Source organism: Rhodococcus sp. MEB041 (assembly GCF_030208955.1).
GTDB lineage: Bacteria > Actinomycetota > Actinomycetes > Mycobacteriales > Mycobacteriaceae > Rhodococcoides.
Map to the genome: position 1 here is coordinate 799,767 of NZ_JARVSZ010000005.1, position 26,371 is coordinate 826,137.

A 26,371-nucleotide genomic window follows, 5' to 3' on the forward strand; every position below is an offset into this window, starting at 1 on the left:
CCCGGCGCCGGTGATCAACACTCTGAACGCATCAAAAACACCTCGAGAGGACACTGCTGTGGGACATCGCTACAAAGTGCGGGAGATCGCGCAGCAGTCGGGCCTGAGCGAGGCGACCGTGGACCGGGTGCTGCACGAGCGGCCCGGTGTCCGGGAGGACACCCGAGCGGAGGTGCGCCAGGCCATCGCCGACCTCGACAAGCAGCGCACCCAGTTGCGGTTGTCGGGGCGCAAGTTCTTCGTCGACGTGGTCATGCAGGCACCCGAGCGGTTCTGTTCCCAGGTGCGGTCCGCCCTCGAGGCCGAGTTGCCGATGCTGTCACCGGCCGTGGTCCGGTCGCGGTTCCACTTCCGGGAGACGGAGTCGGTGCCCGCGATGCTCGAGACGCTCGACGGCATCCGCGCGCGCGGCTCGCACGGACTGATCGTCAAGGCGCCGGACGATCCGCAGGTGTCCGACGCGCTCGACGCCGTCGTGGCAGCCGGCATCCCGGTGGTGACCTACGTCAGCGACGTGCCGTCGAGCGCGCGCACCGCGTACGTGGGCATCGACGACGGCGCCGCGGGCGCCACCGCGGCGTACCTCGTCGATCAGTGGCTGGGGGAGTCGATGTCGAGCGTGCTGGTCACATTGAGCCACGACACGTTCCGCAACGAGGGTGAACGGGAGATCGGGTTCCGTCGGGCCCTGCGCCGCACGGCGTCCGGGGTGCCGCGGGCCGTGTTCGACATCGCCCGCAGCAGCGGACTCGACGACACGGTCGAGGACCTGGTGGTCGAGGCATTGACGCAGCACCCCGACATCGAGGCGGTCTACTCCATCGGCGGCGGCAACGTCGCCACCGTGCGGGCCTTCGAGCGGGTGGGTCGTCGGTGCCGGGTGTTCATCGCCCACGACCTCGACGCGGACAACCGTCGGCTGCTGGCCGAGCGCTCCATCTCGGCTGTGCTGCACCATGATCTGCGTGCCGACGCGCGGTCGGCGTGCCGGTTGCTCATGCAGGCCGCCGGTGCCCTGGACGGTGTTCGGGACGAGCCGTCACCCGTGCACGTGGTCACTCCGCACAACACTCCCCGATGACGCGCTCCGGCCGAGGAGCCAGATGGCGAGTGCGGCGAGGGAGATCGCTGCCCCGGTGAGGCACAGCACCGCCCACCCACCGACGGAATAGCTGACGGACGCAGCGACGGAACCGAGGACGCCGCCGCCGAAGTAGCTCACCATGTACGCGGTGTTGAGACGGTTTCGCGCCGGCGGATCCAGGACGAACACGACGTTCTGATTGCTGATGTGCGCGCCCTGGGTGCCCAGGTCGAGAGCCATGATGCCGACGATCAGGACGACGACGGCCCACACGGCGGAGCTGCCCGATCCGAAGAAGAGCAGCGCCCAGCTGGCCAGCAGGATCGTCAGGCACAGCGTCGTCGCGCGCCGTCCGTGTCCCTTGTCGGTCATGCGCCCGGCGATGGGTGCCATCAACGCACCGGCGACCCCGGCGATGCCGAACAGGCCGATGACGGCGTCACCGTAGGAGAACGGCGGAGCCGCGAGCAGGAACGCGAGCCCGGTCCACAGCACCGAGAACGCGGCCATGAGGAGCGCGCCCAGAGCCATGCGCAACCGGAGCTCCCGGAGTTCGCGTACGAGCGTCAGGATGGAGCCGAGAATGCCGCGGTAGGTGTCGGTCGCCACCGGGGTCGACACCGGGACGTACTTCCGCAGCACCACCGCGAGCAGGGCGATGGCCACGGCGGCCACCCCGTAGACCAACCGCCAGCCGCCCAGTTCGGACAGGAACCCACTGACGGTGCGGGCGAGCAGGATTCCGGTGAGCAGGCCGCTCATGACGGTGCCCACGGTGCGTCCGCGATCCTCCTCCGCGGCGAGGGCCGAGGCGAGCGGGACGATCACCATGGCGGCGGACGCTCCCACCCCGGCGAGGACGAGGGCGGCGGCGAGCATCGGGAAGCCGGGGGACACCACGGCGATGCCGTCCGCGACGGCGCAGATCAGGGCGGCGGTGACGATGAGGCGCCGCCGTTCGATCAGGTCGCCGAGCGGGACGAGGAACGTCAGACCGATGGCGTAGCCGATCTGCGCGGTGGTGACGAGGATGCCCGCCGTGCCCTCCTCGATGTCGAAGGAGCGAGCGATCGTGTCGAGCAGCGGTTGCGCGTAGTACAGATTCGCGACCAGGACACCGCAGGTGACGGCCAGCAGGAGGACCAGCCCGCGGCCGATGGTGGGTTCGGTCGTCGAGCTGCCCCCGGGTTCTGTCACTGCTCAACTATGGCCCCACCTCGTCGAGACCGCACAGCGGGGACTCCGGAGACCTCGAGAACACCTCGAGATCCGTTCGACGGGTTCGACTGATCTCGGGACAGTCGGGGTATCCGTGCAGCACGGTGACAGACACAGGCGTCACCCGACCACTCGCCGGACGACCGACACAGGAGCCGCACATGAGCAAGCACGAACCGCTGGGACCTCTCTCGAAGGGGTTCCTCGCCGCGGACATGTTCGGCTACCAGGGCATTCTGACGGACGAGGAGTCGGAGACGGTCGGGGTGGTGCGTCGCTTCCTCGAGGACGAGGTCGCCCCGCGCGCGAACGAGTTCTGGGAGAAGGCGGAGTCACCGGTCCATCTGCTCCCGCGCCTGGCCGATCTCGGGATCGTCGGTCTGGAGTACGAGTTCGACGGTCGGGCGCCCGCACGCAAGGTCTTCACCGGGTGGCTGGGCATGGAGTTCTCGCGGGTCGATCCGTCCACGGGCACCATGTTCACGGTCCACAGCGGGCTCGCGATGAGCAGCATCGCCATCCTGGGCTCGGACGAGCAGAAGGAGCGGTGGCTCCCGGCCATGCGCCGCATGGAGAAGATCGGCGCCTTCGGCCTGTCCGAGCCGCACGGCGGTTCCGACGTCGCCGGCGGGTTGGAGACCACGGCGCGGCTCGACGGCGACCACTGGATCCTCAACGGCAGCAAGCGGTGGATCGGCAACGCCACCTTCGCCGACCTGATCATCGTCTACGCGAAGGACGAGGCGGACGGTGAGGTGAAGGGCTTCGTCCTCGAGAAGGGGGACGACGGCTTCCCCGAGGGGTTCCGTGCGGAGAAGATCGAGCGCAAGTACTCGCTGCGCGCGGTCGAGAACGCAGATCTGTACTTCGAGGACTGCCGGGTGCCCACCGCGAACAAACTCGAGCACGCGAACTCGTTCGCCGACACCGCCAAGGTCCTGTCCCTCACCCGCGGCGGCGTCGCGTGGGGCGCGGTCGGAGTGATGATCGGTGCCTTCGAGAAGGCGGTGGCCTACGCACAGGAGCGCGAGCAGTTCGGGGCGCCCATCGCGTCGTTCCAGTTGATCTCGGACCTGATCGCGCGCATGGCCGGCAACATCACCGCGTGCCTCGGGATGGCGCTGCGGGTGTCGCAGCTGCAGGACTCCGGGGTGCAGCACGACGAGCACGCGGCACTGTCCAAGAGCTACACCACCACGCGATTGCGTGAGGTGGTGGGCTGGGCCCGAGAGATCATGGGGGGCAACGGCATCGTGCTCGACTACGACGTGATCCGTTACTTCACCGATGCCGAGGCGCTGTACTCGTACGAGGGCACGTCGCAGATGAACAACCTCATCGTCGGCAGGGGAGTGACGGGGTACTCGGCGTTCGTCTAGTGCGGCTCCGCCGCCCGTGAGTCTTTTGCGCATCCAGGGATGCACAAAAGACTCACGGGCGCGAAGCGCACATCAGCGTGCGAAGAGCAGTGCGCGCTTGACTTCCTGGATCGCCTTCGTCACCTGGATGCCACGGGGGCACGCGTCGGTGCAGTTGAAGGTGGTGCGGCAGCGCCACACACCCTCGACGTCGTTGAGGATGTCCAGGCGCTCGGGAGCGCCCTCGTCACGGCTGTCGAAGATGAAGCGGTGTGCGTTGACGATGGCGGCGGGACCGAAGTAGCTGCCGTCGTTCCAGTACACGGGGCACGAGGTGGTGCAGCACGCGCACAGGATGCACTTGGTGGTGTCGTCAAACCGCGCGCGGTCGGCGGCCGACTGGATGCGCTCACGCGTGGGCTCGTTGCCGGACGTCATCAGGTAGGGCTTGACGGCACGGAACGCGTCGAAGAACGGCTCCATGTTCACGATGAGGTCCTTCTCCACGGGCAGACCGCGGATGGGCTCGATCGTGATGGTGAGGGACTTCGAGGAGTCCTTCGGGAGCATGTCGCGCATCAGGACCTTGCAGGCCAGACGGTTGACACCGTTGACACGGACCGCGTCGCTGCCGCACACGCCGTGCGCGCACGAGCGGCGGAACGAGAACGTGCCGTCCAGGTAGTTCTTCACGTACAGCATCAGGTTGAGAAGACGGTCGGTCGGCAGGGTGGGGACCTGGAAGCTGTCCCAGTGCGAACCCTTGTCGTCCTCCGGGTTGAAGCGAGCGATCTTCAGTGTGACCATCACTGCTTCGTCCGGAACCGCAGGCAGACCGCCCTTGTCTTCGGACTTGTCGATAGCGGGTGCGCGCATCAGTACTTACGCTCCATCGGCTCGTAGCGGGTCTGCACCACGGGCTTGTAGTCGAGGCGGATATCGGAGAGCAGACCCTCGCCCACCTTGTACGCCATGGTGTGGCGCATGAAGTTGACGTCGTCGCGCTCCGGGTAGTCCTCGCGCGCGTGTCCGCCGCGAGTCTCCTTGCGGTTGAGAGCACCGGCGACGGTGACCTCCGCCATCTCCAGCAGGAAGCCGAGCTCGACGGCCTCGAGCAGGTCGCTGTTGTAGCGCTTGCCCTTGTCCTGCACGGTGATCCGGCCGTAGCGCTCCTTCAGTCCCTGGATGTCGCTCAGGGCCTGCTTGAGGGTGTCCTCGGTACGGAAGACGGACGCGTTGTTGTCCATCGACTGCTGCAGCTCGGTGCGGATGGTCGCGACCTTCTCGTTGCCGTGATCCGAGAGGATGAGTTCGAGCCATTCCTCGACCATCTTCTGCGGAGCCTCGGGCAGCGGGGTGAAGTCAACGCTGTTGGCGTGCTCGGCGGCAGCGATGCCGGCGCGACGGCCGAACACGTTGATGTCGAGCAGCGAGTTGGTGCCGAGACGGTTGGAGCCGTGCACCGACACGCAGGCACACTCGCCGGCGGCGAAGAGGCCGGGAACGACGTCGTCGTTGTTGCGGAGCACCTCACCGCGGATCTTGGTGGGGATGCCGCCCATGACGTAGTGGCACGTCGGGTACACGGGCACCAGCTCGGTGACCGGGTCGACGCCCAGGTACGTGCGGGAGAACTCCGTGATGTCCGGGAGCTTCTCCTCGAGGACGTCGGCGCCGAGGTGGGTCACGTCGATGTAGACGTAGTCCTTGTTCGGTCCGGCACCGCGACCTTCGAGCACCTCGAGCACCATCGAGCGGGCGACGATGTCGCGCGGCGCGAGGTCCTTGATGGTGGGGGCGTAGCGCTCCATGAAGCGTTCACCGTCCGCGTTGCGGAGGATTCCGCCCTCACCGCGCACGGCCTCGGAGATGAGGATGCCGAGTCCGGCGAGGCCGGTCGGGTGGAACTGGTGGAACTCCATGTCCTCGAGCGGCAGGCCCTTGCGGAAGATGATGCTCATGCCGTCACCGGTGAGGGTGTGGGCGTTCGAGGTGGTCTTGTAGATACGACCCGAACCGCCGGTGGCGAACACGATCGACTTCGCGTGGAACACGTGCAGCTCGCCGGTGGCCAGCTCGTAGGCGATGACGCCGGTGGCCACAGGGCCCTCGTCGGTCTCCGTCAGCGCGATGTCCAGTGCGTAGAACTCGTTGAAGAACTCCACGTCGTGCTTGACGCACTGCTGGTACAGCGTCTGGAGGATCATGTGACCGGTGCGGTCGGCGGCGTAACACGCACGGCGCACGGGCGCCTTGCCGTGGTCACGGGTGTGCCCGCCGAAGCGACGCTGGTCGATCTTGCCCTCGGGCGTGCGGTTGAACGGCAGGCCCATCTTCTCGAGGTCGAGGACCGCGTCGATGGCCTCCTTCGCCATGATCTCGGCGGCGTCCTGGTCGACCAGGTAGTCGCCGCCCTTGATCGTGTCGAAGGTGTGCCACTCCCAGTTGTCCTCCTCGACGTTGGCGAGGGCAGCACACATGCCGCCCTGAGCCGCGCCGGTGTGGCTGCGAGTGGGGTAGAGCTTCGTGAGCACCGCGGTGCGGGCGCGCGGACCGGCCTCGATCGCCGCGCGCATACCTGCACCACCGGCACCGACGATCAGTACGTCGTAACGATGTTCCTGCATGTGCACTCTCCCCTAGCTGGCGGTGATGTTGGGGTCGAACGTGAAGATGACGTACGTGCCCAGACCCATGATGAGGATCATCGAGAGCACCAGAAGCGTGGTGAGCCAGAACCGCGTGGAGTCCTTGCGCGAGTAGTCGGCGATGACGGTCCGCAGACCGTTGCCGCCGTGCAGCTGCGCCAACCAGAGCATGGTCAGGTCCCACACCTGCCAGAACGGACTCGACCAGCGGCCGGCCACGAAGGCGAAGTTGATGCGGTGAACACCGTCGTCGAGCAGCAACATGATGGACATGTGCCCGAGGACGAGGACGACGAGCGCGAGTCCGGAGAAGCGCATGAACAGCCATGCGTAGAGCTCGAAGTTGCCGCGGTTCTTCCGGCGCGGTGAGCGCGGATTGTCGAGGCTGGCGGGACGGTCGTGAGACGTTCCCAGCGTGCGTGCCTGCTTGGCACCTGCGTCGGTGGTCGCCATGGCTCAGTGCCCCCCGGTGAAGGTGTTGTAGAGGATGCGTGCCGCGCCCGGGATCATGACGACGAACCAGATGCCCAGGATGACCCACAGCATGAGGCGCTGGTACTGGGTTCCCTTGGACCAGAAGTCGACGAGCATGACTCGGATGCCGTTGAGTGCGTGGTAGAGCACCGCGGCCACCAGGCCGAGCTCCATCAGGCCGACGATCGGCGTCTTGTACGTGTCGATCACGTCGTTGTACGCCTGGGGATCGACGCGGACGAGCGCCGTGTCCAGGACGTGCACGAACAGGAAGAAGAACGTGACGACACCGGTGATCCGGTGCAGAACCCAGGACCACATGCCAGGGTCTCCGCGGTACAGAGACCGCGTGCGCTCCCGCGTCGGGGCGGCTTCGGTCGTGCTAGCCATCGAGTGCAGTGCCTCCAACATCATTGATGGACGCGACGAGCGAAGACGCCCGGAGAGATACCGGAGAAATCCAGCTCGATCGTGTGTGTGAAACGACTTCTTCGAACTCTAATCCCATGCTCGGACACGCACTAATTCGCGTTGGGCCTGGCGTTTCCCTGCCGACCGGAAGTTAGGTTTGCCTGTCCAATTACCTGGTGGGTCGCTCGGAGTTGCCTGCAGTGGCAGCCTCGACGTGACAGGATCGCCCCCATGCCGGAAGTCGACTGGAAATCCTTGCGCGACAGTGCTCGTGAGGCTATGACCCACGCCTACGCGCCCTATTCGAACTACCCCGTGGGGGCCGCTGCGACAGTGGACGACGGACGCATCGTCGCCGGATGCAATGTGGAAAATGTCTCATACGGTCTCGGGCTCTGCGCCGAGTGCGGACTGGTGTCGGCGCTGAATGCGAGCGGCGGCGGACGCCTGATCGCGTTCTCGTGCTGCGACAGTCGAGGCTCGATCCTGCTGCCGTGCGGCCGTTGTCGGCAGCTTCTGTTCGAGTTCGGCGGAGGCGATCTGCTGATCGACACGGCGTCGGGTGTGCGTCCACTGAGCGACCTCCTCCCCGAGGCGTTCGGCCCCGACGATCTCGCCGCCGGGCAGGTCTCGAACACCGCCGATAAGGCGGTGACCGATGCCTGATGCCGTATCGGTGATAGCCACCAAACGCGATGGCCACACCCTTTCTTCGGACCAGATCTCGTGGATGGTCGACGCGTACACCCGTGGCGACGTGGCGGACGAGCAGATGTCGGCCCTCACGATGGCCATTCTGCTGCGCGGCATGACGCGCGTGGAGATCCGTCAGTGGACCGACGCGATGATCGCCTCGGGCAGCCGCATGGACTTCTCGTCCATCTCGCGTCCCACCGTCGACAAGCACTCCACGGGCGGTATCGGGGACAAGATCACGCTCCCGCTCGCACCCCTCGTCGCGGCGTGCGGTGCGGCGGTGCCGCAGCTGTCGGGACGCGGTCTCGGCTACACCGGCGGCACGCTGGACAAGCTGGAGTCCATTCCGGGCTGGCGGGCCGATCTCACGGCCGACGAGATGACCCGACTCCTCGACGACCCCGCTGTCGGCGCGGTGATCTGCGCTGCGGGTGCGGATCTGGCCCCGGCGGACAAGAAGCTCTACGCCCTGCGTGACGTCACCGGCACCGTCGAGTCGATCCCGATGATCGCCGCGTCGATCATGAGCAAGAAGATCGCCGAGGGGACGGGCGCACTGGTCCTGGACGTGAAGTGCGGATCGGGTGCGTTCATGAAGTCGCTGGATCAGGCGCGCGAGCTCGCCGCGACGATGGTCGAGCTCGGCACCGATTCGGGCGTCAACACGGTCGCCCTGGTCACCGACATGTCCACCCCGCTCGGCCTCACCGCCGGCAACGCTCTCGAGGTGCAGGAATCCCTCGACGTCCTGGCCGGCGGCGGCCCCGCGGACGTCGTCGAGCTGACTCTCGCGCTGGCGCGCGAGATGGTCGCGGCCGCCGGACTCGACGGTGTCGATCCGGCCGACAAACTGCGCGACGGCACGGCCATGGACCGGTGGCGGGCGATGATCGCCGGACAGGGCGGCGATCCCGATGCGCCGCTGCCCGTGGCACGACATACTCACGACGTCGTGGCCGACCGCGACGGCGTGGTCACCCGTGTGGACGCCATGGCGGTGGGTATCGCCGCCTGGCGGCTGGGTGCCGGGCGCGAGCGGCAGGGCCAGCAGGTCCAGGCAGGAGCAGGGGTGCGCATGCATGTCAGACCGGGAGAGCGGGTGTCCGCCGGGAGTTCGGTGTTCACGCTGCACACGGACACCCCGGAACGGTTCGACGGTGCGCTCGAGGCGCTGACGGACGGATGGGCCGTCGGCGACGACGCTCCTGCCGTCTCGCCGCTGATCCTGGATCGGATCGGTACGTAGCGTGACGCGCGCTCGGTGGTCCCTCGTCACGCTGGTGGGGGTGATGCTCGCGATCCTGCTGGGCGCGTGCGGGTCGTCCTCGGACGAGCCGTTGATCGACACGGTCACCGACAACGGTGTGCTCGTGGTCGGCACGGAGGGCACGTACAGCCCCTTCAGTTTCCAGGGGTCCGACGGTGACCTGACGGGGTACGACATCGACGTCGTCCGCGCGGTCGGGGAGAAACTCGGCGTACGCGTCGAGTTCGTCCAGACGCCGTTCGACTCGATCTTCGCCGGTCTCGAGTCCGGCCGGTTCGACCTCATCGCCAACCAAGTGACCGTCAACGACGAACGGCAGGCCAAGTACGACCTCTCGCGGCCGTACACCGTCTCCGAGGGCGAGATCGTCGCGCGGGCCGGGGACACGTCGATCACCTCGCTGGCGGATCTGGCCGGCCGGACCACGGCGCAGTCGTCGACGAGCAACTGGGCCGAGGTGGCCACCGACGCAGGCGCTCAGGTGCAGGCCGTCGAGGGATTCGTCCAGGCGGTGACGCTGGTCAAGGACGGCCGTGTCGACGCCACCGTCAACGACTCGCTCGCCATCGCCGAGTACTTCGCACAGACCGGGGACACGGGTGTCGCCGTCGCCGCCCAGACCGGGGACACCAGCCTGCAGGCCTTCGCCGCCCGCAAGGACAGCGGCCTGATGGAGCAGGTGAACACCGCGCTGGAGGAACTGCAGGACGACGGCACGCTGGCGGCGGCCTCGGAGCGCTACTTCGGGTCCGACGTCGCGGTGCCGGATCCGCAGACCGCCGCGGCCACCGCCCCCACCGCCGAGGCAGGGGCCACCGAGTCGACTCAGGAACTGATCACCCGCAACCTGGTGCCGATGCTGAAGGCCACCGTCACCACGACGTTGCCGCTCACCGCGATCAGCTTCGTCATCGGTCTCGCGATCGCGCTGGCCGTGGCACTGGCCCGAATCTCCTCGATCCGACCCCTGTCGCTGATCGCGCGCTTCTACGTCTCGATCGTCCGCGGCACGCCGTTGCTGCTGCAGCTGTTCATCGTGTTCTACGCGTTGCCGCAGTTCGGGGTGGTCATCTCGCCGTTCCCGGCGGCGGTGGTGGCGTTCAGCATCAACGTCGGTGGGTACGCGGCCGAGATCGTGCGGGCGGCCATTCTCGGCGTGCCCAAGGGCCAGTGGGAGGCGGCCGAGACCATCGGCATGGGGTACCGCACCACGCTGCAGCGCATCGTCCTGCCGCAGGCGCTGCGCACCGCGGTGCCGCCGTTGTCCAACACGTTGATCTCGTTGGTGAAGGACACATCACTGGCGTCCACGATCCTGGTCACCGAGCTGCTCCGCGTGGCGCAGCTCGCGGCGGCCCCCACCTTCGACTTCTTCGCGCTCTACTCGGTGGCCGCGGTGTACTACTGGATCATCTGCATCGTCCTGTCCTCCGTGCAGGGCAGACTCGAGACCCGACTGGACAGGTACGTGGCGCGATGACCGAGAAGCCCTTGATCGAGGCGACGGGACTGCGGAAGTCGTTCGGCGACAACCACGTCCTGCAGGGAGTCGACTTCACCGCCGACCGCGGCACGGTCACCGTCGTCGTGGGTCCGTCGGGCTCCGGCAAGACCACGCTGCTGCGCGGGCTCAATGCGCTCGACCCGGTGGACTCCGGCACCGTGCGCATCGGCGACGTGTCCGCAGACTTCGGTGAGCTGGCGTCGGCTCCGCGTGGCCGCGTCCGGTCGGCGACGGCAGCGCTGCGTGCACAGAGCGGCATGGTGTTCCAGAGCCACAACCTGTTCCCGCACAAGACGGTGCTGCAGAACGTCGTCGAGGGTCCCGTGATCGTGCAGAAGCACCCGCGGGCGGAGGCCGAGGCGGCGGGCAGGGAACTGCTCGCGCAGGTCGGTCTCACCGGCAAGGAGGACCAGTACCCGTTCCAGCTGTCGGGTGGGCAGCAGCAACGCGTCGGGATCGCCCGCGCACTCGCCCTGGCGCCCGAGCTCATGCTGTTCGACGAGCCCACCTCGGCGCTCGATCCCGAGCTCGTCGGCGAGGTGCTGTCGGTCATGAAGAACCTCGCGAGCGAGGGCTGGACCATGGTCGTCGTCACCCACGAGATCCGATTCGCGCAGCAGGTGGCCGACCAGGTGCTGTTCGTCGACGGGGGAGTCGTGGTCGAGCGAGGCACCCCCACCGATGTGCTGACGCACCCGGCGCAGGAGCGGACGCAACAGTTCCTCAAACGCATCCTCGACCCGCTGTAGGCAAGGGGCGCGAGGCGCGGCCGCGAACACTACAGTCGGGACATGGATGACGATCTGACGGTTGCTCCGGACAGCGCGGCACGACTGAGCGGTCCGGCACCCCTGGACATGCAGAACATCGCCCGCGCGCCGAAGGCGCTGTTGCACGACCATCTCGACGGCGGGCTCCGGCCGTCGACCGTGCTGGAACTGGCGAGCGAGTGCGGGTACGACGGGCTTCCCGCGTCGGACGCGGAGAGCCTCGGCCGGTGGTTCCGCGACGCCGCCGACAGCGGCTCCCTGGAGCTGTATCTCGAGACGTTCGCGCACACCGTCGCCGTCATGCAGACGGCCGAGGGCCTGCAGCGCGTGGCGCGCGAGTGCGCCGAGGATCTGGCCGCCGACGGTGTCGTCTACGCCGAGGTGCGCTACGCGCCCGAGCAGCACCTGGAGAAGGGGCTGACACTGGACGAGGTGGTCGAGCACACCCTGGAAGGGTTCCGCCAGGGCGAGAGCGCCGCCCGTGCGGCCGGTCGACCCATCGTCATCGGATGCCTCCTCACCGCGATGCGGCATGCCGCCCGTTCCCGCGAGATCGCCGAACTGGCGGTCCGGTACCGCGACCAGGGTGTCGCGGGCTTCGACATCGCCGGCAAGGAAGCGGGCTTCCCCCCGAGCCGGCACCTCGACGCGTTCGAGTACATGCGGGCGAACAACGCGCACTTCACCATTCACGCCGGCGAGGCGTTCGGCCTGCCTTCCATCCACGAAGCGATCGCGTTCTGTGGCACGGACCGGTTGGGCCACGGTGTGCGCATCGTCGACGACATCACCACGAACGCCGACGGCGCCCGCGAACTCGGCCAGCTGGCAAACTACGTGCGGGACAAGCGGATTCCGCTGGAACTGTGCCCCAGCTCCAACGTCCAGACGGGCGCCGTGGCCAGCATCGAGGAGCACCCCTTCGACATTCTGGCCCGCTTACGGTTCCGCGTCACCGTGAACACGGACAACCGGTTGATGAGCGACACCTCGATGAGCAAGGAGATGTACCGGCTCGCCACGGCCTTCGGCTACGGGTGGTCCGACCTCGAGCGGTTCACCATCAATGCGCTGAAGTCGTCGTTCCTGCCGTTCGATCAGAGGTTGGCGTTGATCGACGACGTCGTGAAGCCGGGATATCGGGTGTTGTTGGGGTAGCGGTCGTCCGCGTAGCGCTCCGCTGAGAGGAGCACGCGACGCTCCCCTCGAATGGCATGGTGATTGCCCTCGATCTTCGGGGCGTATCCGCATCGGCGATTGACCGTGAATGGTTTCTCATCCATCGAAGTTCTCGCACAGTGGCCCGGTGATATATCCGTCCTCGCAGCCGGTCCTGGTCTGAATGTCACCGCTGGTGGGTTCTTGTCCGCACGCGATACCGCAGCGTTCATATCCGTTGACCACGCCGTCTCCGTTGCGGTCTTCTTCTGCGATGTAGGGGAACCCGCCACCGGGATTTGGATTGATCGGCTCATCGCTGATACAAGCGGGGTCGGACGATGACGCCGTGCCGTCGGTGTATACGGCTGTCTCGGGGTAATCGCAGTACCAAAGGATCTTCTCGACGGGAGGTACATAGGTGTCGCACGTGCTTTCATAACCAGTCGTTCCATCCGAATACAGCGCGGTGCCGGATTGATACAGGCTTAGATCACCGCATTCGAAGGTGATCGGTGCCGGCGCAGGATCGGCGGGAGTCTCTGAGCTGATCGGCGCGACTGATGTCGGCGCAACTGTGGTCGACGGGACGGCGGTCGAGGTCGTGGGTGTCGTGGTGGTCGTCGTGGGTTCTTCGGAGCTGCAGGATGAGAGCCCGGCTGTGCTGAGCAGGGCGACGGCGGCGAGGGCAATAGCGAGTTTCATGGTCACTCTCGAGGTTGAGGCAATGCTGGCTGCGGTGGTTGAGCGGGAAGAAGTATTCGTCGACCTATCGCGTGGACCCTGCGGTATGTTTCATCATGCTCGGAGGGCTTTCGTCTGGACCAGCGGCGACTCGAATGGTCACCGACAGCCCATTCACGCCGAACAGAGGATAGGTCGATTTGTGAGACGCGTACTCGGTGCGATCACCGTGGCAACGATTGCCGTGGTCGTCACCTCATGTGGCAGCGGCCGGACGACCGTCCATTCGGAGATCAGTTCGACCGTGGCGACCACCGCGTTCAGTACGCCTGCACTGACGGCGCTTCCGACCACATCCGGGCCAGCTGTGCCCAGCTCTCCTCCGCCAGTGGCACTCTCGTCCGAGTCGGCCAGCATTGTGGGGTGTCAGGCCGGAGATGACCCAGTCGAGACGACATGGTCGGACGGCTCGGTCACGGGATCCAGCGAATATTGCCAGAAGGTCCGAGGCGAATTCGTGCGCGGCCAAGACGCTCCGGAGTCGGGCCCGACCGAGTTCACGTGCGAGTCCGGGTACGCGTGCGGCATCACGGAGGCAGACGGCGTCGTGTGTGACCTCTACGGATGCCGATCGACACGGACTGGCTGACCCGAGCGGAGAATGCTCATCACGAATCAACGTATAACCGACTCGACTTGTGGCAGCACCGTGGTGCCGCCCGCACCACACGTCCACCGGCTCACGCTTCGCGCGGTGCGTCGAGACCGACCTGAAGCACTATCCCGCAACGATGAGGACCTCACATGGCGAAACGACGCGGATTCTTCGCGGAGATTCAACACCAGAACCGACTTCGGGAACAGCGTGAACGGCAGCAGCAGCGCGCCACCGACCAAGCGCACGCCCGAGCGACGCGCGAAGCGGAACGTTCGAGGAAGGAGTGGGAACGCAATAGAGCAGCGGACGCCCGCCGCGCCGCCGCCCTCACTGCGGCGCAAATCAAGGAGCAGGCGCGCCTGCACGTCCAGGCGCGTCAGGCCGAGGTCGACCTGCTCAACGCCACCCTGGCGCAGCAGCTCGAGGACATCGACGCAATTCTCGCCGCCACGCTCGAGGTGGACGATTACGTGGATCTGGCCTCGCTGCGGCAGCCGGTGCAGCACCCGCCGTTCTCCCGCCCCGACCTGACCCAGCCCGCGCCGCCCCCCTTACCTCCGCCGTTGTCTCCGGAACCGGTCTACGTCGAACCCGCTGCTCCCGCGCGCATCGGGGCCGTGCTGGGTGGCAAGAAGAAGCACGCCGCTGCCATCGAAGCGGCGCAGGCGCAGTACTGGGAACACCGCCGACAGTGGGAGCAGTACGCCAGCGAGCACCACGCTGCGCACCAGCAGGCCGAGACTGCGCACCGGGAACGTGAGACGCAGCGGTTGAACGCTCTGGCCGCCGCCCAGTCACAGTACGAGGCGGAGTGCGCACAACGGCGCACCGAGATCCTGGCAGCCAACGTGCGCCTCGAGAAGCTCATGACAGGCCTGCAGGAGCGCGAGCCTGCGGCGCTGGAGGAGTACGTGTCCATCGTGCTTGCAAACTCCGCCTACCCGGAGTGCTTCGAGGTCGAACACGACTTCGCGTTCGACGGTGCGGCGGGGGAACTCACTCTCACCGTGCACGTTCCGCACCCGGACGCGCTGCCAACCGAGAAGGCCTTCAAGTACACCAAGGCGAGCGACTCGATCACCAGCACTCCTCTGCCGGTCAAGGCCCGCAAGGACCGCTACGCGACGGCGGTGTGTCAGGTCGCTCTGCGCACCGCGCATGAGATCTTCGAAGCCGACCGGGACGGCATCGTGGCGACATTGTCGATGACCGTCGGTGTGGACGCCGTCGACCCGGCAACGGGGCGGGACCACTTCGTCGAGCTGGTCCAGTTGGCCACTGACAGAGCGAGCTTCGAAGTCCTTGACCTCGGCCGGGTCGACGCGAGGGCGACGCTGGACCACCTCCGGGCTGGTGTCTCCAAGAACCCGCACGACCTGGTCCCGGTCAGCAACTCCCGAGGAGTTCGAGGATGACGAGAGCCTGTATCGACGCTCGGTCCGAGAGGTGCAGGGCATGACCGACGATGCCGGCGCAGATGTCATCCGGGCACTTCGAGGCACACTGGTGGCGAAGGAACGCGAACTGCACTCCCTGCAGGACCAACTCGCGGCGGCCACTCGCGAACGCGACGAGGCCGTGCGGACCGCGTCGACACCGCCCCCGACGCCCATGCCCGCGGCCGTGTCCACGGCATCACCGGGCGTCGTCGAGACCGACGACCGCGTCGTTCTGCAAGAAGTAGGCATCTACACCTACCAACACCCCCTGCAGAACGCCGAGCATTACCGCGAACGGCTGGCCGATGTGCGCGACCGGATCAAGCAGTCCGTGATCTCCACCGCGGCCGTCGAAGCGTCAGACATGTTCTCCTTCAACAACTCCCTCGCCAAGGGTCGCAAAATGACGGCGGATCTGTCGAAGTTGATGCTCCGCGCGTACAACGCCGAGGCGGAGAACTGCGTGCGGACCCTCAAGGCGGGCAACCTCGCCACCGCCGTCAACCGCTTGGAGAAGGCGGCCGCCACGATCGCCAAGCTCGGAGCGATGATGGAGATGCACGTCTCCGACGACTATCACCGGCTCCGGGTGACGGAACTCGAACTCACCGCGGACTATCTGATGAAGGTCCAAGAAGAGAAGCTCGCGCAACGCGAGGAGCGGGAGCGGCTACGGGAGGAACGCAAGGTCGAGCAGGAACTCGCCGCGCAACGGGAGAAGCTCGACAAGGAACGCTCGCACTATCAGAACGTGGCCGATTCAATGGTGGACCGCGACGACGACGAGGCCCGGCGTGTGCGGAAAAGACTGGCGGATCTGGAGTCGGCGATCGAGCAGAACGACTACCGCCGCGCCAACATTCGAGCCGGATACGTCTATGTGATCAGCAACCAGGGTGCATTCGGTCCGGACGTGGTGAAGATCGGCATGACCCGGAGGCTTGAACCGATGGATCGAGTCCGCGAGCTCGGCAGCGCCTCGGTGCCGTTCCCGTTCGACGTGCACGCGCTGTACTTCTCCGACGACGCCGTCGCCCTGGAAGCATCGCTGCACAATGCTTTTTCGGACCGCCGACTGAACCACGCGAATCTGCGACGGGAGTACTTTTTCGCGCGCCCGTCGGAGGTGAGGACCGTTCTCGCGCAACAGGTGGGAAACCTGATGGAGTACACCGATGAGCCGGAATCGACTCAGTATTACCAAAGCCGCGGCCGATGGCCTGCGGTTGACATTCGGTGATCAACGGCAAAATCTTCGATCGGCACAAAAGAGCGGACAGCTCGCATAACACCCATCCACGAGAGAGTCGAGATGACGGTGCGTCAACAGTAGATACGTTGTGCGCACGGTGGCTGTGGATCCGACGGAAGCAGGTAGGTGCGATGAGCGAGAAGATGCGCAGCCGGCTACTTACTTCCGTGATGTTGCTCGTTGCACTGGTCGTTGCCCTGCTCATGGCCCTGTATCCCTTTTACGGGACAGTGACCTGGTTCATCGATCCACCGCCCACGCTCTACATCGCGGGCACCGGGTACGCGTTGGTATCGTCCTCGCCAGCCACCACGAGCCTGCCGCCGACCGTGGCGTGGATCGCTGACCATCACATGTGGCCACTCTGGTACGACATCTTCACCCCACGAGACGGCGCCGGGCCATCAGTCTTTCTGCGCTGGAGGGATGGCCTGTACTACGCGTATACGACGCGGGGATGACCGCTGCGGCAACCGTCGAGACTGCCTCTGACGTGGTTGTTTTGGACTCCGCAACGAGTCGGTGTCAGTTTCCCCGCAAGCTGCTGATCCAGTGCATTCGACTCGTTGATAGATCTCGTTCACCGTCCCGCTTCTGAGGGAACAGCAGGCGCACGAGCGCGGGCACCTCGAAGTCGTGAGGCATCGGACCGGCGCCCCGCGTACGCAGAGACGTCACCGCAACACCTTGGGCTTGGGGTGAAGCTTGTGCCCGAACCCACCGGGGTATCTCGGTGCACAATCAGGGTTCGCCGGGTCCGACAATTCTCAGTCCCTCCTGTGGCACCTCGATGATCAGGAACTCGTCCTGGACATCGGTCACGATGGCTACGTAGAAGACCGGCTGACGGTCGATCTGGACGTGGCTGCCGATCTGTATACCGACTAGGCGAGGGATCCGATTCATCAGCGGCATTCCTCCGGTGATGTCGGCATCGGGGTGCAGCCGTGCAGCTTCTGCGAGGACGGCCCGTTGTACGAGATCGCGGTCGACCAGGTCGTCCTCGTCGGTGAGGATCGGTGATCTCGGCTCGGTGCACACGAACGGCACTTCGTATCTCGGGGTCTGCTGTACGCCTTCCTGCGGCGGCGGGGGAGCGTAGGGAGCGAGTGTGACGCGGTACGCGGCGATCGGGCGGTGAGAGTCGTGATGCACGAGAAATGTCCAGTGCCCGTCGTGTGTCCAGACGGACCCACGCAGAGCGGTGCCGCCTTCGGCTGTCGCGGCCACGAACTCTTCGTACCCCGAGGGTGCGCCCGGTGCCGACACCTTGCTGTCTCCGAACTGGGCGTTCACGTCGCTCAGGTCGACGTCGAACAGCTGGACGGGGTAGCGGTATTTCCACCCGGAGATCTCGGCGTGGAAGTCACGGAGTGCGTCCGTGGTGAGGTCGTCGGCGATCCACTGCGCGACGTCACGTGTGGTCACCTGTTCGACGGGCTGGGGCGGCTGGGGAAACCCGCGGAACACGCCGTCCTCGTCGACGCTGTCGGCGAAGGACTCGAAGTCCATGTTGGAGATCGACAGATTGTTCTCCACGCCCCACATCTCCGTGGGAATGACACGAAACGTTCTGCCGCGCGGGCTTTCCGGGTTGTCGGGACCGGTATGCACCGCAACGATGGGCATCTCGGGATCGTTGACGGTAACGGAGTCGGCGAGGAAGACGTAGTGGGTCGGTTCATCCCCGATGATGTCGATCAGTCCGTCGACGGTCAGGCCGTCGTACTGCCGGTTGTCGATGCACGTGAGGTACGCCGCGAACTCCCCTTCGCCGCCACTCGGTACGGGCGCCATCGCCGCTACCGCGACGTCGCGCCATCGTGCGTCGTCGGTGAAATCCGTTCGGATGAGGAGAGACTCGCCGCCGAGATGGTCGGTGATCACGCGCCCGGTCCCGAGGCTCTCGGACACCTCCGCCTCGCGTCGGTCGGACTCCTCGTCGGCGAGCTCGGCCAGGATGTCTGCTGGATCGCGATCGGGTGGAGCGACCGGAACGATGGACTCGATGATGCGAGCGCAGTCGGTTTCCGAGAAGTCGTTGTAGCTGCGGATCTCGTACGTCCAGTCGCCGATGGTCCGCCGGTAGCGTTCCGGCGTGTTCTCGTTCGGCCACGCCAGAGCCGGCTCACCGATCGATGTCACCCACCGCCGCAGCGTGAATTGGGGGGCGTGACCGGTGATGTCCAGGCTCAGCTCGCCTGTACGGGCATCGCCGGACTGTGGATGGACATTCGTCGTCAACGGAAGCCACGTCGGGACTGCCTGCGGGATCAAGGCCAGCGCACGTTGGCGTTCGTCGTATTCGCGCTGCGCCCGCGATACGGCTTCCTCGAACGGTCGTGACGGTCCGGACCACGTGAACAGCTCTCGATCAAAAGCATCGTCGAGGTGAGGGTCGGTCAGTTCCATCCACTCGTCGCCGCGCTGCCACCGAATGGCGACGCCGAGTTCCGCATCGAAGACGTACGTCACGGTCAGGTTCATCTGGCTGTCCTGACCACTCACTTCCCAACCGTCGCGGCCCCGCACTCGGGCTGCCCGCGGCGTGCTCGGCTCGCCGAACAGCTGGTCGTGATAGCCGGGCGTGGGGTTCGGAGGGAAGAGGTCGTACGCGCGAAGTAGCAGCGACGGCGAGCCGGGACCCATGACGACGTACACGGTTCCGGGGTGCTTGACGGTATGAACCATCACCGCGTCTTGATCGCGAGACCACCGATCGGTCGCATTTTCCACGTATGTGGGCTCGCCGAGTTCATTCTCGTAACGCCAGCTGGACTCAGGTGCATGGCGCACGAGTTGCGACGATCCGTCCGGTCGGTGGACGACTCCTCGAACGGACCGGCCCATCGTCCCGTAGTTGGAACCTCGCAACTGCTCCCATCTCGGCGCCATTCCTGGAACGTACCCGACGGTTCGATCGTGAATGGTGATGTGAAGCAGGTGAGTGCGCTCGGGTCGAACCGGTCAGTTGATGGGATCGCACCACGTGGCCGACGAGCCGAATACACTCCCACCCGTGCACCGCATCTTCACCACCCCCGTCTCGTCCGTGTATCCGCTGTACGTCACCAAGTTGGAGCGCAAGGGTCGGACGAAGGACGAGCTCGACGAGGTCGTCCGCTGGCTCACGGGCTTCGACGACGCCGAGTTGGCCCGTCACCTGTCGGCGGACACGACGTTCCTCGATTTCTTCGAGGCCGCGCAGCTGAATCCGAACGCGCCGCTCATCACGGGGTCGGTGTGTGGTGTGCGGGTGGAGTCGGTGGAGGATCCGCTGATGCAGAACATCCGTCGCCTCGACAAGCTCGTCGACGAGCTCGCCAAGGGGCGACCGATGGCGAAGATCCTGCGCGCCTGATCGGCGCGCCGACGGTCAGGTGGTCGGACGCAACCGGGTCTCGAACTCGCGCTCGAGGGCGCGCCACGACTCCGCCTCCGCGTCGAACGGGGCGCTCGGAGCCATGCGTCCGTCCACCGGCTCGAGGATGTAGGAGATGAGCCAGCCGAGGGGAGTGGCCGGCGCCAGTGCCTCCTCGACGGACGCGTCCTTGGCGTAGTCGGCTGCGTCGGTGAACAGTTCGACGGCGAGATCGAGCTGATCGGCGTCGACGGATTCCGGTCCGCGGGCCAGGTCGTCGGCGAGCCCGGGCAGCACGTATACGTTCTCGTCGGTCACCTGCACGTCGAGAGAACCGTCGACGGCCGCGGTGCGCACGTCGTCGTACGTGCTGACCGTCGTGAGGTCGTGGTCGTGATCGTCGGCCAGGTATCGGGCGAGCGCCCGCTCACTACCGAACACGAAGATCGCGCCCGAACGTCCCAGGAACAGCGGCTCGTCGTCGAGGTAGCAGCGCAGCGTGTAGTACGTGTCCTCGGAGGTGATGATGCGCACCGGATCGATACCCACCGAGCCCCAGAAGGTCTCGTCCTCGTCCTCGGTGTCGACAGGGACCACGACTACGTCGGAGTCGTCCGACGAGGTGTCGTCGTCCGTGTCGATGTCCTCGTCGTCCAGATCCTCTGCGTCCACGATGTTCTCGGCTGCGGCCGTGATCTCCGCATCGGCCACGGCAGTCGCCTCGGCATCGACGTCGGGAGTGGTCAAGACGGTGTCGATGGCGTCGAGGACGGCGTCCCACCCCTTCGCCACGACGGCACCGATACGGTTCCACAGCTGCGAGCCCTCACGCCCGACGAAGGCGTCGGCACCGCGGGACAGCACTCCGAGAAGCGCGTTGGCAGAGAAGAAGCGAGTGACGGCATCCAGTTCGCAGACCTCGCCGAGGGTGCGTGCCATCTCGAGGGAGCGGGCCAGCTCGATGATGGAGTCCTCGTCTGGATCCCCCGCGGCGAGCTCCGGAACGCCCACGAGGTCGTAGACGTGGTCGTCGTCCGGCTCGATGTGCGCTGCGGAGAGCGCGACGACGGTGCGCCACTGCGGATGGTCGACGAGGTCGTTGTCGGTGTCGGTGCGGATGAACGCCGCCATCTCGGCCACCGACGGGAACGCGTAGAGATCGTCCTCGCGACCGAGGAAGGCCTCCCACTCCTCGCCGTCCTCACGCCACTCGGGCGCCCACAGGGTGACGAGGTCGCCGGCAGTCACACCGAGTTCGATCGGGACGATGTCTCCAGCCATGGCCGCGAGCCTATCCCAGCCGCCGGGCGTCCTCACTGGACGCCGTGTCGAGCCCCAGACGCAGGGCGGCGTGGATGTCGGCACGCTCGAGAACGACGGCCAGAACGGCTGTGTTCACCGCGTGGACGATCGCCGCCTCGACCCGATGACAGCGCATCTCTCGGACGTCGTCCTCGACGGTGAGGCCGACCAGACGTCCGTGCGCGTCCACCTCGGCCCGGACGAGCGCGTCGTCCCTGTCGTTGCGGCCGCGCACGCGGGCCAGGTCGTCGAGAGTGCGGTGCAGCAGTGCGGACACACGTCGTGCCGAACCGGACGAGTCGGTCTCGAGGAAGTCGTCGTCGGCAGGGCCCGCCGCGGGCACCGGCGCCACCGGATGCGCGAGCCCGTGCAGCATCAGCACCGCGGCAGCCACCGCGGAACCCCCGAAGGCGAGCTCCCTACGTTCGAGCTCCAGGTCCACGATCTCGCCGGACGGCAGCACCACGATGCGTCCGGCGCGCGAGGTGGCGTGTCCGCCGGTCATGCGGTCGGCCGGTAGAAGCCGTGGAAGCTCATGCCGACGTTCGACGTCCGGACGGCACTGACGCTGACCGGGTCGCCCGCCTCCACCATCTGACCGTTCCCCACCACCATCGCGACGTGACCGTCCCACACGGCGAGGTCGCCCGGCATCAGGTCCTCGGCGCTCACCGGGCTGCCCACCGCCTGGTCGGCAGCGAGCCGCGGCAGGTCCACTCCGGCGGTGCCGTACGCGCTCTGTGTGAGTCCGCTGCAGTCCAGGCCCTGGCCGGGGGTGGTGCCACCCCATACGTACGGCGTGCCCTGCTGGGCGAGCGCGAAGCGGACGGCTCCGGCCGCGCGCTCGTTGGGCGCCATGGCGGTGCTGCCGTCGGGAAGCGTCACGAGCGTGCCGGTCCCGTCGGCGCCGGGCGACGCCGGATCGGCCGGCTGCTCCGGAGCCGTCGGCGCGAACAGCCCGCGGAGAGCCGCGTCCGGCGACGCGGGAAGAGACGGAAGCGCGGGAACCGCCGGCACGACGAGTGCGCCGACGCGGGCGGCCAGGGCATCGAGCTCTGCTCGCACCCGAGCGTGGACGGCGAGAGCATTGTCGAGGTGGTGCGTCGCGTGGGCGATGAGTGCGGTCTGTCCCGGGGGAGTGAGGGCCGCGGGCGCGAGCGCCGCTGCGCCCGTGAGGAAAGCGGCCATGATGGTCTGCAGCTCGGCGACCCCACGCGCGACGCTCGCCTGCGCCTCCGCGGCGAGTGACTGCAGCGCGCCGGCGTGCTCGATCATCGACCCGGCCGCGGCGGCGCCGCGCACGGTGAGGTCGAGAGCGGCCTCGGACGCGGGTCCGGACCACGCGTCCGAGAGAGCGGTGACTCCGTCGGTCACCTGTCGCGAGGCGTCGGACAGTGACGCGATGCCCGAGTCGAGGGAATCGGTGTCCGGGGACGGACAGCCGGTGCCGAGAGAGCGGATCAGAGTCTCGAGGGGCGCGGCCAGCAGATCGATCATCGCGGTGCACCGGTGCCGACGAGCACGTCGGACAGCGCGGTGTCGCCGTCGCCGTAGGACCGCGCTGCGGACTGCACGGACGACCCGAGGTGCTCGAACAGGTCGGACAGCGCGCCGAGGCCGTCGGCGTAGCGCGCCGCGGCACCGGCGAACGCGACTCCGAAGTCGGCTCCGACGAGGCCGAGCGTCGCCGCGGAGCCCGTTGCACCCCGTGCCACCGTGGACGCGTCCCGCACGAGGAGTGCGGCGTCGGTCAGACGGCCGGCACCGTCGTGCAGACCGTCCACTCGGACGTCGAATGTCGTACCGCTCTCGGCCACTGCAGTCCACCGTTCACTCGCGTGCTCGCACCGTCTCGAAGTCAGACGGTGCGGAGCGGCTCGCGGTTCCCCGATCACGCGGATCCGTTCGACCGGGAGTGGGCGCCGATCGCCGACTAGGGTGATCCCGGTGAACACCACGCCCGACATGGACACCCGCGTACTCGACCACCCCCTCGCGTCCGCGCTGCTGACCCAGATGCGCGACCAGTCGACGGACAACCCCGCGTTCCGATCCGCACTGCGCCAGCTGACGCAGATGCTGGTCTACGAGGCGCTGCGCGACGCGCCCGTGGTCGAGTTCGACGTCACGACGCCGGTCGCGGTGACCACCGGGACGCGACTGAAGTCGCCGCCGCTGCTGGTGCCGGTGTTGCGCGCGGGCCTGGGCATGGTGGAGAAGGCCAGCTCGCTGATCCCGCAGTCGCGGATGGGCTTCGTCGGCATCGCGCGCGACGAGAAGACACATCAGCCGGTGCCGTACATGGAATCGCTGCCCGACGACCTGGCCGGTTACCCGGTGTACGTCCTCGACCCGATGCTCGCCACGGGCGGGTCGATGGTCCACACCATCGAGCTGCTGGTGCAGCGCGGCGCGGACGACGTCACGTGCATCTGCGTCGTGGCCGCCCCCGAGGGAGTGCAGGCACTCGCGTCGTCGGGACTGCCCGTGCGCCTCGTCGCCGCGAGCATCGACGAGGGTCTGAACGAGAACGCGTACATCGTGCCGGGCCTCGGTGACGCCGGGGACCGCCAGTTCGGTCCTCGCTAGAGCGAGCGGGCGAAGTCGGCCAGGGACTCGAGCGTGTCGGCCGCGCGAGTCCTGGCCGGAGCCAGATCCTCCGCCGTCGCCACCGGCTCGACCACTTCGAGGTAGGCCTTCAGCTTCGGTTCGGTTCCCGACGGCCGAACGATGACGCGGAACCGTTCGCTGGTCAGTTCCACTGCATCGGTGCGGAGTTCGGCGTCGGGGGTGTTCAGGTCGCGTACGGTCACCGTCGCACCCGCCAACGTCGTCGGTGGGGCGGAACGCAGGCGCGTCATCATGTCGCCGATCTCCGAGAGGTCGGTGACGCGCCGCGACACCTGGGTGCCCACGCGTGCTCCGAACTCGCGGTCGAGATCGTCGAGGACGTCGAGGATCGTGCGTCCTTCCTCGGCCAGCTCGGCCGCGATGTGTGCGAGCAGCACGGCCGCCGAGACGCCGTCCTTGTCTCGCACCGCGTCCGGGTCGACGCAGTGTCCGATCGCCTCCTCGTAGGCGTACACCAGGCCGTCGCCGGCGCGCACGAGCCACTTGAAGCCGGTGAGCGTGCGCCGGTAGCGGGCACCGCGGGCCGGCGCGAGCGCCGAGAGCAGGCTCGACGACACGATGGTGCTGGCCACGAGTGATCCCGGCGGCGCCGACCGCAGGATGTGGTCTGCGATCACCGCTCCCGTCTCGTCGCCGGTGAGCATGCGGACACCGTTCGGTCCGCGCACGCCGATCGCGCACCGGTCCGCGTCCGGGTCCAGAGCGATGGCCAGTGCCGCGTCGACCTCGGCGGCGAGCGCCAGCACCTGGTCCGCCGCGCCCGGCTCCTCGGGGTTGGGAAAGGTCACGGTGGGAAAGTCCGGGTCGGCGTCGAACTGCGACGTCACGATGTGGACGTCGGTGACACCGCTGCGGCGCAACGCCTCCACGGCCACGGGCCCGCCGACCCCGTGCATCGGAGTGAGTGCCACACGGAGGGTGGAGTGCGACGGCCGCTCGGGAACGCGCTGTGCCACCCGGTCGAGGTACTGCTCGATCACGGGGTCCGCGGTGGGCGTGACGGCGGTGCGTGCGATCGAGGACGCACCCGGCGCCTGCCGGATGAACTCCTCGATCTCCCGGTCGGCGGGCGACACCAACTGGGCGCCGCCGTCGAGGTAGACCTTGTAGCCGTTGTCTGCCGCGGGATTGTGCGAAGCGGTGATCTGAATGCCGGCGACGGCGCCGCGTGACCTCGTGGCGAACGCGAGCACCGGGGTCGGCGCCGGGTTCGGGAGCAGGGTGACGCGGAAGCCCGCCGCGGCCAGGACCTCGGCCGCGGCGACGGCGAACTCCGCGGAGCCGTGCCGGGCGTCCCGGCCCACCAGCACCTCGGAGCCGGTCGCGTGATGACGCGAGAGATACTGCGCCACACCGTGTGTGGCCCTCGTGACGACGGCGACATTCATGCCACCGGGCCCGGCCTGCACGGGTCCGCGCAGACCCGCGGTGCCGAACGTGAGCGCACCGGCGAAACGCGAGGCCAGATCACTCGCGTCGAGATCGCGCAGTTCCGCCTGCGTCGCGGGGTCCGGATCGTCCTCGATCCACTGCCGGACGACGGCGTCGAGTTCTGTCACAGTTGCGGGACCAGCCGTCGCAGCAGAGTTCCCATCCGCTCGGCCGAGGCGGCGCCGGCGGCGATCACCTCGTCGCCGTCCAGGTGCTCTCCGGTCATCCCGGCCGCGAGGTTGGTCACCAGCGAGATACCGAGGACACGGGCACCCGCACCCCGAGCCGCGATGGTCTCGTGCACCGTGGACATACCGACGAGGTCGGCGCCCAGCGTGCGGAGCATGCGGATCTCGGCGGGCGTCTCGTAGTGCGGGCCGGGCAGTCCGGCATAGACGCCGTCGGTCAGGCTCGGGTCGATTCCTCGGGCCACCTCGCGCAGGTCGGCCGAGTACGCGTCGACCAGATCGACGAACTGGGCGCCGATCAGCGGTGACCGCGCCGTCAGGTTGAGGTGGTCGGAGATCAGCACGGGATCGCCGACAGCCATGCCCTCACGGATGCCGCCCGCCGCGTTGGTCAGGACGATGGTGCGAGCGCCGGCGGCGGCCGCCGTGCGGACGGGATGGACCACGCGGCCGAGATGATGTCCCTCGTACGCGTGGGTGCGCCCGAGCAGGATCAGGACCTGTGTGCCCTCGACGTCCACGGACCACATGGCGTTGGAGTGGCCCAGCGCCTTGGGTGCGGCGAAGCCGGGCAGCGAGGACATGGGAACGATGTGCTGGGGTGTGCCGAACTGCTCCGCGGCCTTCTGCCACCCGGATCCGAGGACCACTGCCACGGGATGCTCGGCGATGCCGGTGATCCGGGCCAGGGCGGCGGCGGCCGCCTCCGCGGCTCCGGTGGGATCGGTCTCGGGATCGACGAGTGCGTTCTCCGAGTCGGCCGGTACGGGGGGAGTGCTCACACGTCCGACCCTATCGCCGCGGGCGGGTGTTCGCTGCGGCAGGCGAGACGGCGGA

General features: G+C 67.3%; 25 protein-coding genes. 12 read left to right on the forward strand and 13 right to left on the reverse strand.

Features of this window, described 5'->3' with window-relative positions:
* Positions 1–58 precede the first annotated feature (58 nt).
* A complete protein-coding gene (locus QRN16_RS17920) occupies positions 59–1,081 on the forward strand; it encodes a LacI family DNA-binding transcriptional regulator (protein ID WP_285188697.1) in 1,023 nt (340 codons plus the stop codon).
* Here QRN16_RS17920 and QRN16_RS17925 read toward each other — a convergent pair.
* Entirely contained in the window at positions 1,040–2,281 is a 1,242-nt protein-coding gene (locus tag QRN16_RS17925) for an MFS transporter (RefSeq protein WP_285188699.1), read from the reverse strand. The two genes, QRN16_RS17920 and QRN16_RS17925, sit on opposite strands and share 42 nt — an antisense overlap.
* Positions 2,282–2,463: 182 nt before the next feature.
* Between QRN16_RS17925 and QRN16_RS17930 the strand changes: the two genes are divergently transcribed.
* Positions 2,464–3,681, forward strand: a complete 1,218-nt coding sequence (locus QRN16_RS17930; protein ID WP_222638730.1) for an acyl-CoA dehydrogenase family protein — start codon at positions 2,464–2,466, stop codon at positions 3,679–3,681.
* Positions 3,682–3,753: 72 nt separating this feature from the next.
* Here the strand turns inward: QRN16_RS17930 and QRN16_RS17935 are convergent, their stop codons facing one another.
* From QRN16_RS17935 to sdhC, 4 genes are read right to left on the reverse strand one after another with little or no spacing between them, the layout of a single operon-like run.
* Complete coding sequence (locus QRN16_RS17935; protein ID WP_285188702.1) at positions 3,754–4,536, reverse strand: succinate dehydrogenase iron-sulfur subunit; 783 nt, start codon at positions 4,534–4,536, stop codon at positions 3,754–3,756.
* Positions 4,536–6,287: a succinate dehydrogenase flavoprotein subunit gene (gene sdhA / locus QRN16_RS17940; protein WP_027503725.1), complete on the reverse strand. Its 1,752-nt coding sequence runs from the start codon at positions 6,285–6,287 to the stop codon at positions 4,536–4,538. Before sdhA ends, QRN16_RS17935 begins: the two co-directional genes overlap by 1 nt.
* 12 nt (positions 6,288–6,299) lie before the next feature.
* The gene (locus tag QRN16_RS17945; protein WP_027503724.1) at positions 6,300–6,761 is read right to left on the reverse strand and encodes a succinate dehydrogenase hydrophobic membrane anchor subunit; all 462 of its coding nucleotides are present in this window, start codon (positions 6,759–6,761) and stop codon (positions 6,300–6,302) included.
* Positions 6,762–6,764: 3 nt separating this feature from the next.
* A complete protein-coding gene (sdhC, locus tag QRN16_RS17950; protein ID WP_081821085.1) occupies positions 6,765–7,172 on the reverse strand; it encodes a succinate dehydrogenase, cytochrome b556 subunit in 408 nt (135 codons plus the stop codon).
* A 252-nt stretch (positions 7,173–7,424) separates the two neighbouring features.
* On the opposite strand from sdhC, the gene QRN16_RS17955 reads away from it, so the two are divergent.
* The 5 genes from QRN16_RS17955 to QRN16_RS17975 all read left to right on the forward strand — a co-directional run bounded on the left by QRN16_RS17955 (position 7,425) and on the right by QRN16_RS17975 (position 12,588).
* Positions 7,425–7,859 (forward strand): cytidine deaminase, encoded by a 435-nt coding sequence (locus tag QRN16_RS17955; protein WP_285188711.1) that lies wholly within the window; start codon positions 7,425–7,427, stop codon positions 7,857–7,859.
* Positions 7,852–9,135 (forward strand): thymidine phosphorylase, encoded by a 1,284-nt coding sequence (locus QRN16_RS17960; RefSeq protein WP_027503721.1) that lies wholly within the window; start codon positions 7,852–7,854, stop codon positions 9,133–9,135. Before QRN16_RS17955 ends, QRN16_RS17960 begins: the two co-directional genes overlap by 8 nt.
* Positions 9,136–9,178: 43 nt before the next feature.
* The gene (locus QRN16_RS17965; RefSeq protein WP_285189019.1) at positions 9,179–10,636 is read left to right on the forward strand and encodes an ABC transporter permease subunit; all 1,458 of its coding nucleotides are present in this window, start codon (positions 9,179–9,181) and stop codon (positions 10,634–10,636) included.
* The gene (locus QRN16_RS17970) at positions 10,633–11,409 is read left to right on the forward strand and encodes an amino acid ABC transporter ATP-binding protein (RefSeq protein WP_056447689.1); all 777 of its coding nucleotides are present in this window, start codon (positions 10,633–10,635) and stop codon (positions 11,407–11,409) included. Before QRN16_RS17965 ends, QRN16_RS17970 begins: the two co-directional genes overlap by 4 nt.
* Before the next feature lie 108 nt (positions 11,410–11,517).
* Positions 11,518–12,588 (forward strand): adenosine deaminase, encoded by a 1,071-nt coding sequence (locus tag QRN16_RS17975; RefSeq protein WP_037184105.1) that lies wholly within the window; start codon positions 11,518–11,520, stop codon positions 12,586–12,588.
* A gap of 117 nt (positions 12,589–12,705) precedes the next feature.
* On the opposite strand, the gene QRN16_RS17980 is transcribed toward QRN16_RS17975, so the two are convergent.
* Positions 12,706–13,293 (reverse strand): hypothetical protein, encoded by a 588-nt coding sequence (locus tag QRN16_RS17980; RefSeq protein ID WP_285188714.1) that lies wholly within the window; start codon positions 13,291–13,293, stop codon positions 12,706–12,708.
* 783 nt (positions 13,294–14,076) lie between these two features.
* On the opposite strand from QRN16_RS17980, the gene QRN16_RS17985 reads away from it, so the two are divergent.
* The 3 genes from QRN16_RS17985 to QRN16_RS17995 all read left to right on the forward strand — a co-directional run bounded on the left by QRN16_RS17985 (position 14,077) and on the right by QRN16_RS17995 (position 17,082).
* Positions 14,077–15,345, forward strand: coding sequence for a hypothetical protein (locus QRN16_RS17985; protein WP_285188716.1), 1,269 nt, complete (start codon positions 14,077–14,079; stop codon positions 15,343–15,345).
* 196 nt (positions 15,346–15,541) lie between these two features.
* Positions 15,542–16,609 carry an SNIPE associated domain-containing protein gene (locus QRN16_RS17990; protein ID WP_285188718.1) on the forward strand — a complete coding sequence of 356 codons (1,068 nt, stop codon included), beginning with the start codon at positions 15,542–15,544 and terminating at the stop codon, positions 16,607–16,609.
* A 143-nt stretch (positions 16,610–16,752) separates the two neighbouring features.
* Positions 16,753–17,082, forward strand: a complete 330-nt coding sequence (locus QRN16_RS17995) for a hypothetical protein (RefSeq protein WP_285188720.1) — start codon at positions 16,753–16,755, stop codon at positions 17,080–17,082.
* A gap of 280 nt (positions 17,083–17,362) precedes the next feature.
* Here QRN16_RS17995 and QRN16_RS18000 read toward each other — a convergent pair whose 3' ends face one another.
* Positions 17,363–19,312, reverse strand: a complete 1,950-nt coding sequence (locus QRN16_RS18000; protein ID WP_285188722.1) for a DUF6924 domain-containing protein — start codon at positions 19,310–19,312, stop codon at positions 17,363–17,365.
* 283 nt (positions 19,313–19,595) lie between these two features.
* Between QRN16_RS18000 and QRN16_RS18005 the strand changes: the two genes are divergently transcribed.
* Positions 19,596–19,982 carry a DUF2200 domain-containing protein gene (locus tag QRN16_RS18005; RefSeq protein ID WP_285188724.1) on the forward strand — a complete coding sequence of 129 codons (387 nt, stop codon included), beginning with the start codon at positions 19,596–19,598 and terminating at the stop codon, positions 19,980–19,982.
* A 15-nt stretch (positions 19,983–19,997) separates the two neighbouring features.
* Here QRN16_RS18005 and QRN16_RS18010 read toward each other — a convergent pair whose 3' ends face one another.
* Genes QRN16_RS18010 through QRN16_RS18025 form a run of 4 tightly spaced genes read right to left on the reverse strand, consistent with a single transcriptional unit; the run spans position 19,998 to position 23,101 of the window.
* Positions 19,998–21,263 carry a SatS C-terminal domain-containing protein gene (locus QRN16_RS18010; RefSeq protein ID WP_285188726.1) on the reverse strand — a complete coding sequence of 422 codons (1,266 nt, stop codon included), beginning with the start codon at positions 21,261–21,263 and terminating at the stop codon, positions 19,998–20,000.
* A gap of 10 nt (positions 21,264–21,273) precedes the next feature.
* A complete protein-coding gene (locus QRN16_RS18015) occupies positions 21,274–21,789 on the reverse strand; it encodes a hypothetical protein (RefSeq protein WP_222638718.1) in 516 nt (171 codons plus the stop codon).
* Complete coding sequence (locus QRN16_RS18020; protein ID WP_285188733.1) at positions 21,786–22,781, reverse strand: C40 family peptidase; 996 nt, start codon at positions 22,779–22,781, stop codon at positions 21,786–21,788. Before QRN16_RS18020 ends, QRN16_RS18015 begins: the two co-directional genes overlap by 4 nt.
* Complete coding sequence (locus tag QRN16_RS18025; RefSeq protein WP_285188735.1) at positions 22,778–23,101, reverse strand: hypothetical protein; 324 nt, start codon at positions 23,099–23,101, stop codon at positions 22,778–22,780. Before QRN16_RS18025 ends, QRN16_RS18020 begins: the two co-directional genes overlap by 4 nt.
* A gap of 148 nt (positions 23,102–23,249) precedes the next feature.
* On the opposite strand from QRN16_RS18025, the gene upp reads away from it, so the two are divergent.
* Complete coding sequence (gene upp / locus QRN16_RS18030) at positions 23,250–23,873, forward strand: uracil phosphoribosyltransferase (RefSeq protein ID WP_027503708.1); 624 nt, start codon at positions 23,250–23,252, stop codon at positions 23,871–23,873.
* On the opposite strand, the gene QRN16_RS18035 is transcribed toward upp, so the two are convergent.
* Both QRN16_RS18035 and QRN16_RS18040 read right to left on the reverse strand, forming a co-directional pair.
* Complete coding sequence (locus QRN16_RS18035; RefSeq protein ID WP_285188737.1) at positions 23,870–25,474, reverse strand: phospho-sugar mutase; 1,605 nt, start codon at positions 25,472–25,474, stop codon at positions 23,870–23,872. The two genes, upp and QRN16_RS18035, sit on opposite strands and share 4 nt — an antisense overlap.
* Entirely contained in the window at positions 25,471–26,358 is an 888-nt protein-coding gene (locus tag QRN16_RS18040; protein ID WP_373425290.1) for a purine-nucleoside phosphorylase, read from the reverse strand. The genes QRN16_RS18035 and QRN16_RS18040 overlap by 4 nt, the downstream gene beginning before the upstream one ends.
* Between the last annotated feature and the right edge of the window lie 13 nt (positions 26,359–26,371).

Coding starts and splice junctions, on each gene's coding strand:
- QRN16_RS17965 (WP_285189019.1), top strand. CDS start 9,179: ATGCTCGCGATCCTGCTGGGCGCGTGCGGGTCGTCCTCGGACGAGCCG.
- QRN16_RS17930 (WP_222638730.1), top strand. CDS start 2,464: ATGAGCAAGCACGAACCGCTGGGACCTCTCTCGAAGGGGTTCCTCGCC.
- QRN16_RS17935 (WP_285188702.1), bottom strand. CDS start 4,536: ATGCGCGCACCCGCTATCGACAAGTCCGAAGACAAGGGCGGTCTGCCT.
- QRN16_RS17975 (WP_037184105.1), top strand. CDS start 11,518: ATGCAGAACATCGCCCGCGCGCCGAAGGCGCTGTTGCACGACCATCTC.
- sdhA (WP_027503725.1), bottom strand. CDS start 6,287: ATGCAGGAACATCGTTACGACGTACTGATCGTCGGTGCCGGTGGTGCA.
- QRN16_RS17970 (WP_056447689.1), top strand. CDS start 10,633: ATGACCGAGAAGCCCTTGATCGAGGCGACGGGACTGCGGAAGTCGTTC.
- QRN16_RS17955 (WP_285188711.1), top strand. CDS start 7,425: ATGCCGGAAGTCGACTGGAAATCCTTGCGCGACAGTGCTCGTGAGGCT.
- QRN16_RS17980 (WP_285188714.1), bottom strand. CDS start 13,293: ATGAAACTCGCTATTGCCCTCGCCGCCGTCGCCCTGCTCAGCACAGCC.
- QRN16_RS17995 (WP_285188720.1), top strand. CDS start 16,753: ATGAGCGAGAAGATGCGCAGCCGGCTACTTACTTCCGTGATGTTGCTC.
- QRN16_RS18020 (WP_285188733.1), bottom strand. CDS start 22,781: ATGATCGATCTGCTGGCCGCGCCCCTCGAGACTCTGATCCGCTCTCTC.
- QRN16_RS18015 (WP_222638718.1), bottom strand. CDS start 21,789: ATGACCGGCGGACACGCCACCTCGCGCGCCGGACGCATCGTGGTGCTG.
- QRN16_RS17990 (WP_285188718.1), top strand. CDS start 15,542: ATGCCCGCGGCCGTGTCCACGGCATCACCGGGCGTCGTCGAGACCGAC.
- QRN16_RS18000 (WP_285188722.1), bottom strand. CDS start 19,312: ATGGTTCATACCGTCAAGCACCCCGGAACCGTGTACGTCGTCATGGGT.
- sdhC (WP_081821085.1), bottom strand. CDS start 7,172: ATGGCTAGCACGACCGAAGCCGCCCCGACGCGGGAGCGCACGCGGTCT.
- QRN16_RS18010 (WP_285188726.1), bottom strand. CDS start 21,263: ATGGCTGGAGACATCGTCCCGATCGAACTCGGTGTGACTGCCGGCGAC.
- upp (WP_027503708.1), top strand. CDS start 23,250: ATGGACACCCGCGTACTCGACCACCCCCTCGCGTCCGCGCTGCTGACC.
- QRN16_RS17945 (WP_027503724.1), bottom strand. CDS start 6,761: ATGGCGACCACCGACGCAGGTGCCAAGCAGGCACGCACGCTGGGAACG.
- QRN16_RS17960 (WP_027503721.1), top strand. CDS start 7,852: ATGCCTGATGCCGTATCGGTGATAGCCACCAAACGCGATGGCCACACC.
- QRN16_RS17985 (WP_285188716.1), top strand. CDS start 14,077: ATGGCGAAACGACGCGGATTCTTCGCGGAGATTCAACACCAGAACCGA.
- QRN16_RS18005 (WP_285188724.1), top strand. CDS start 19,596: ATGGGATCGCACCACGTGGCCGACGAGCCGAATACACTCCCACCCGTG.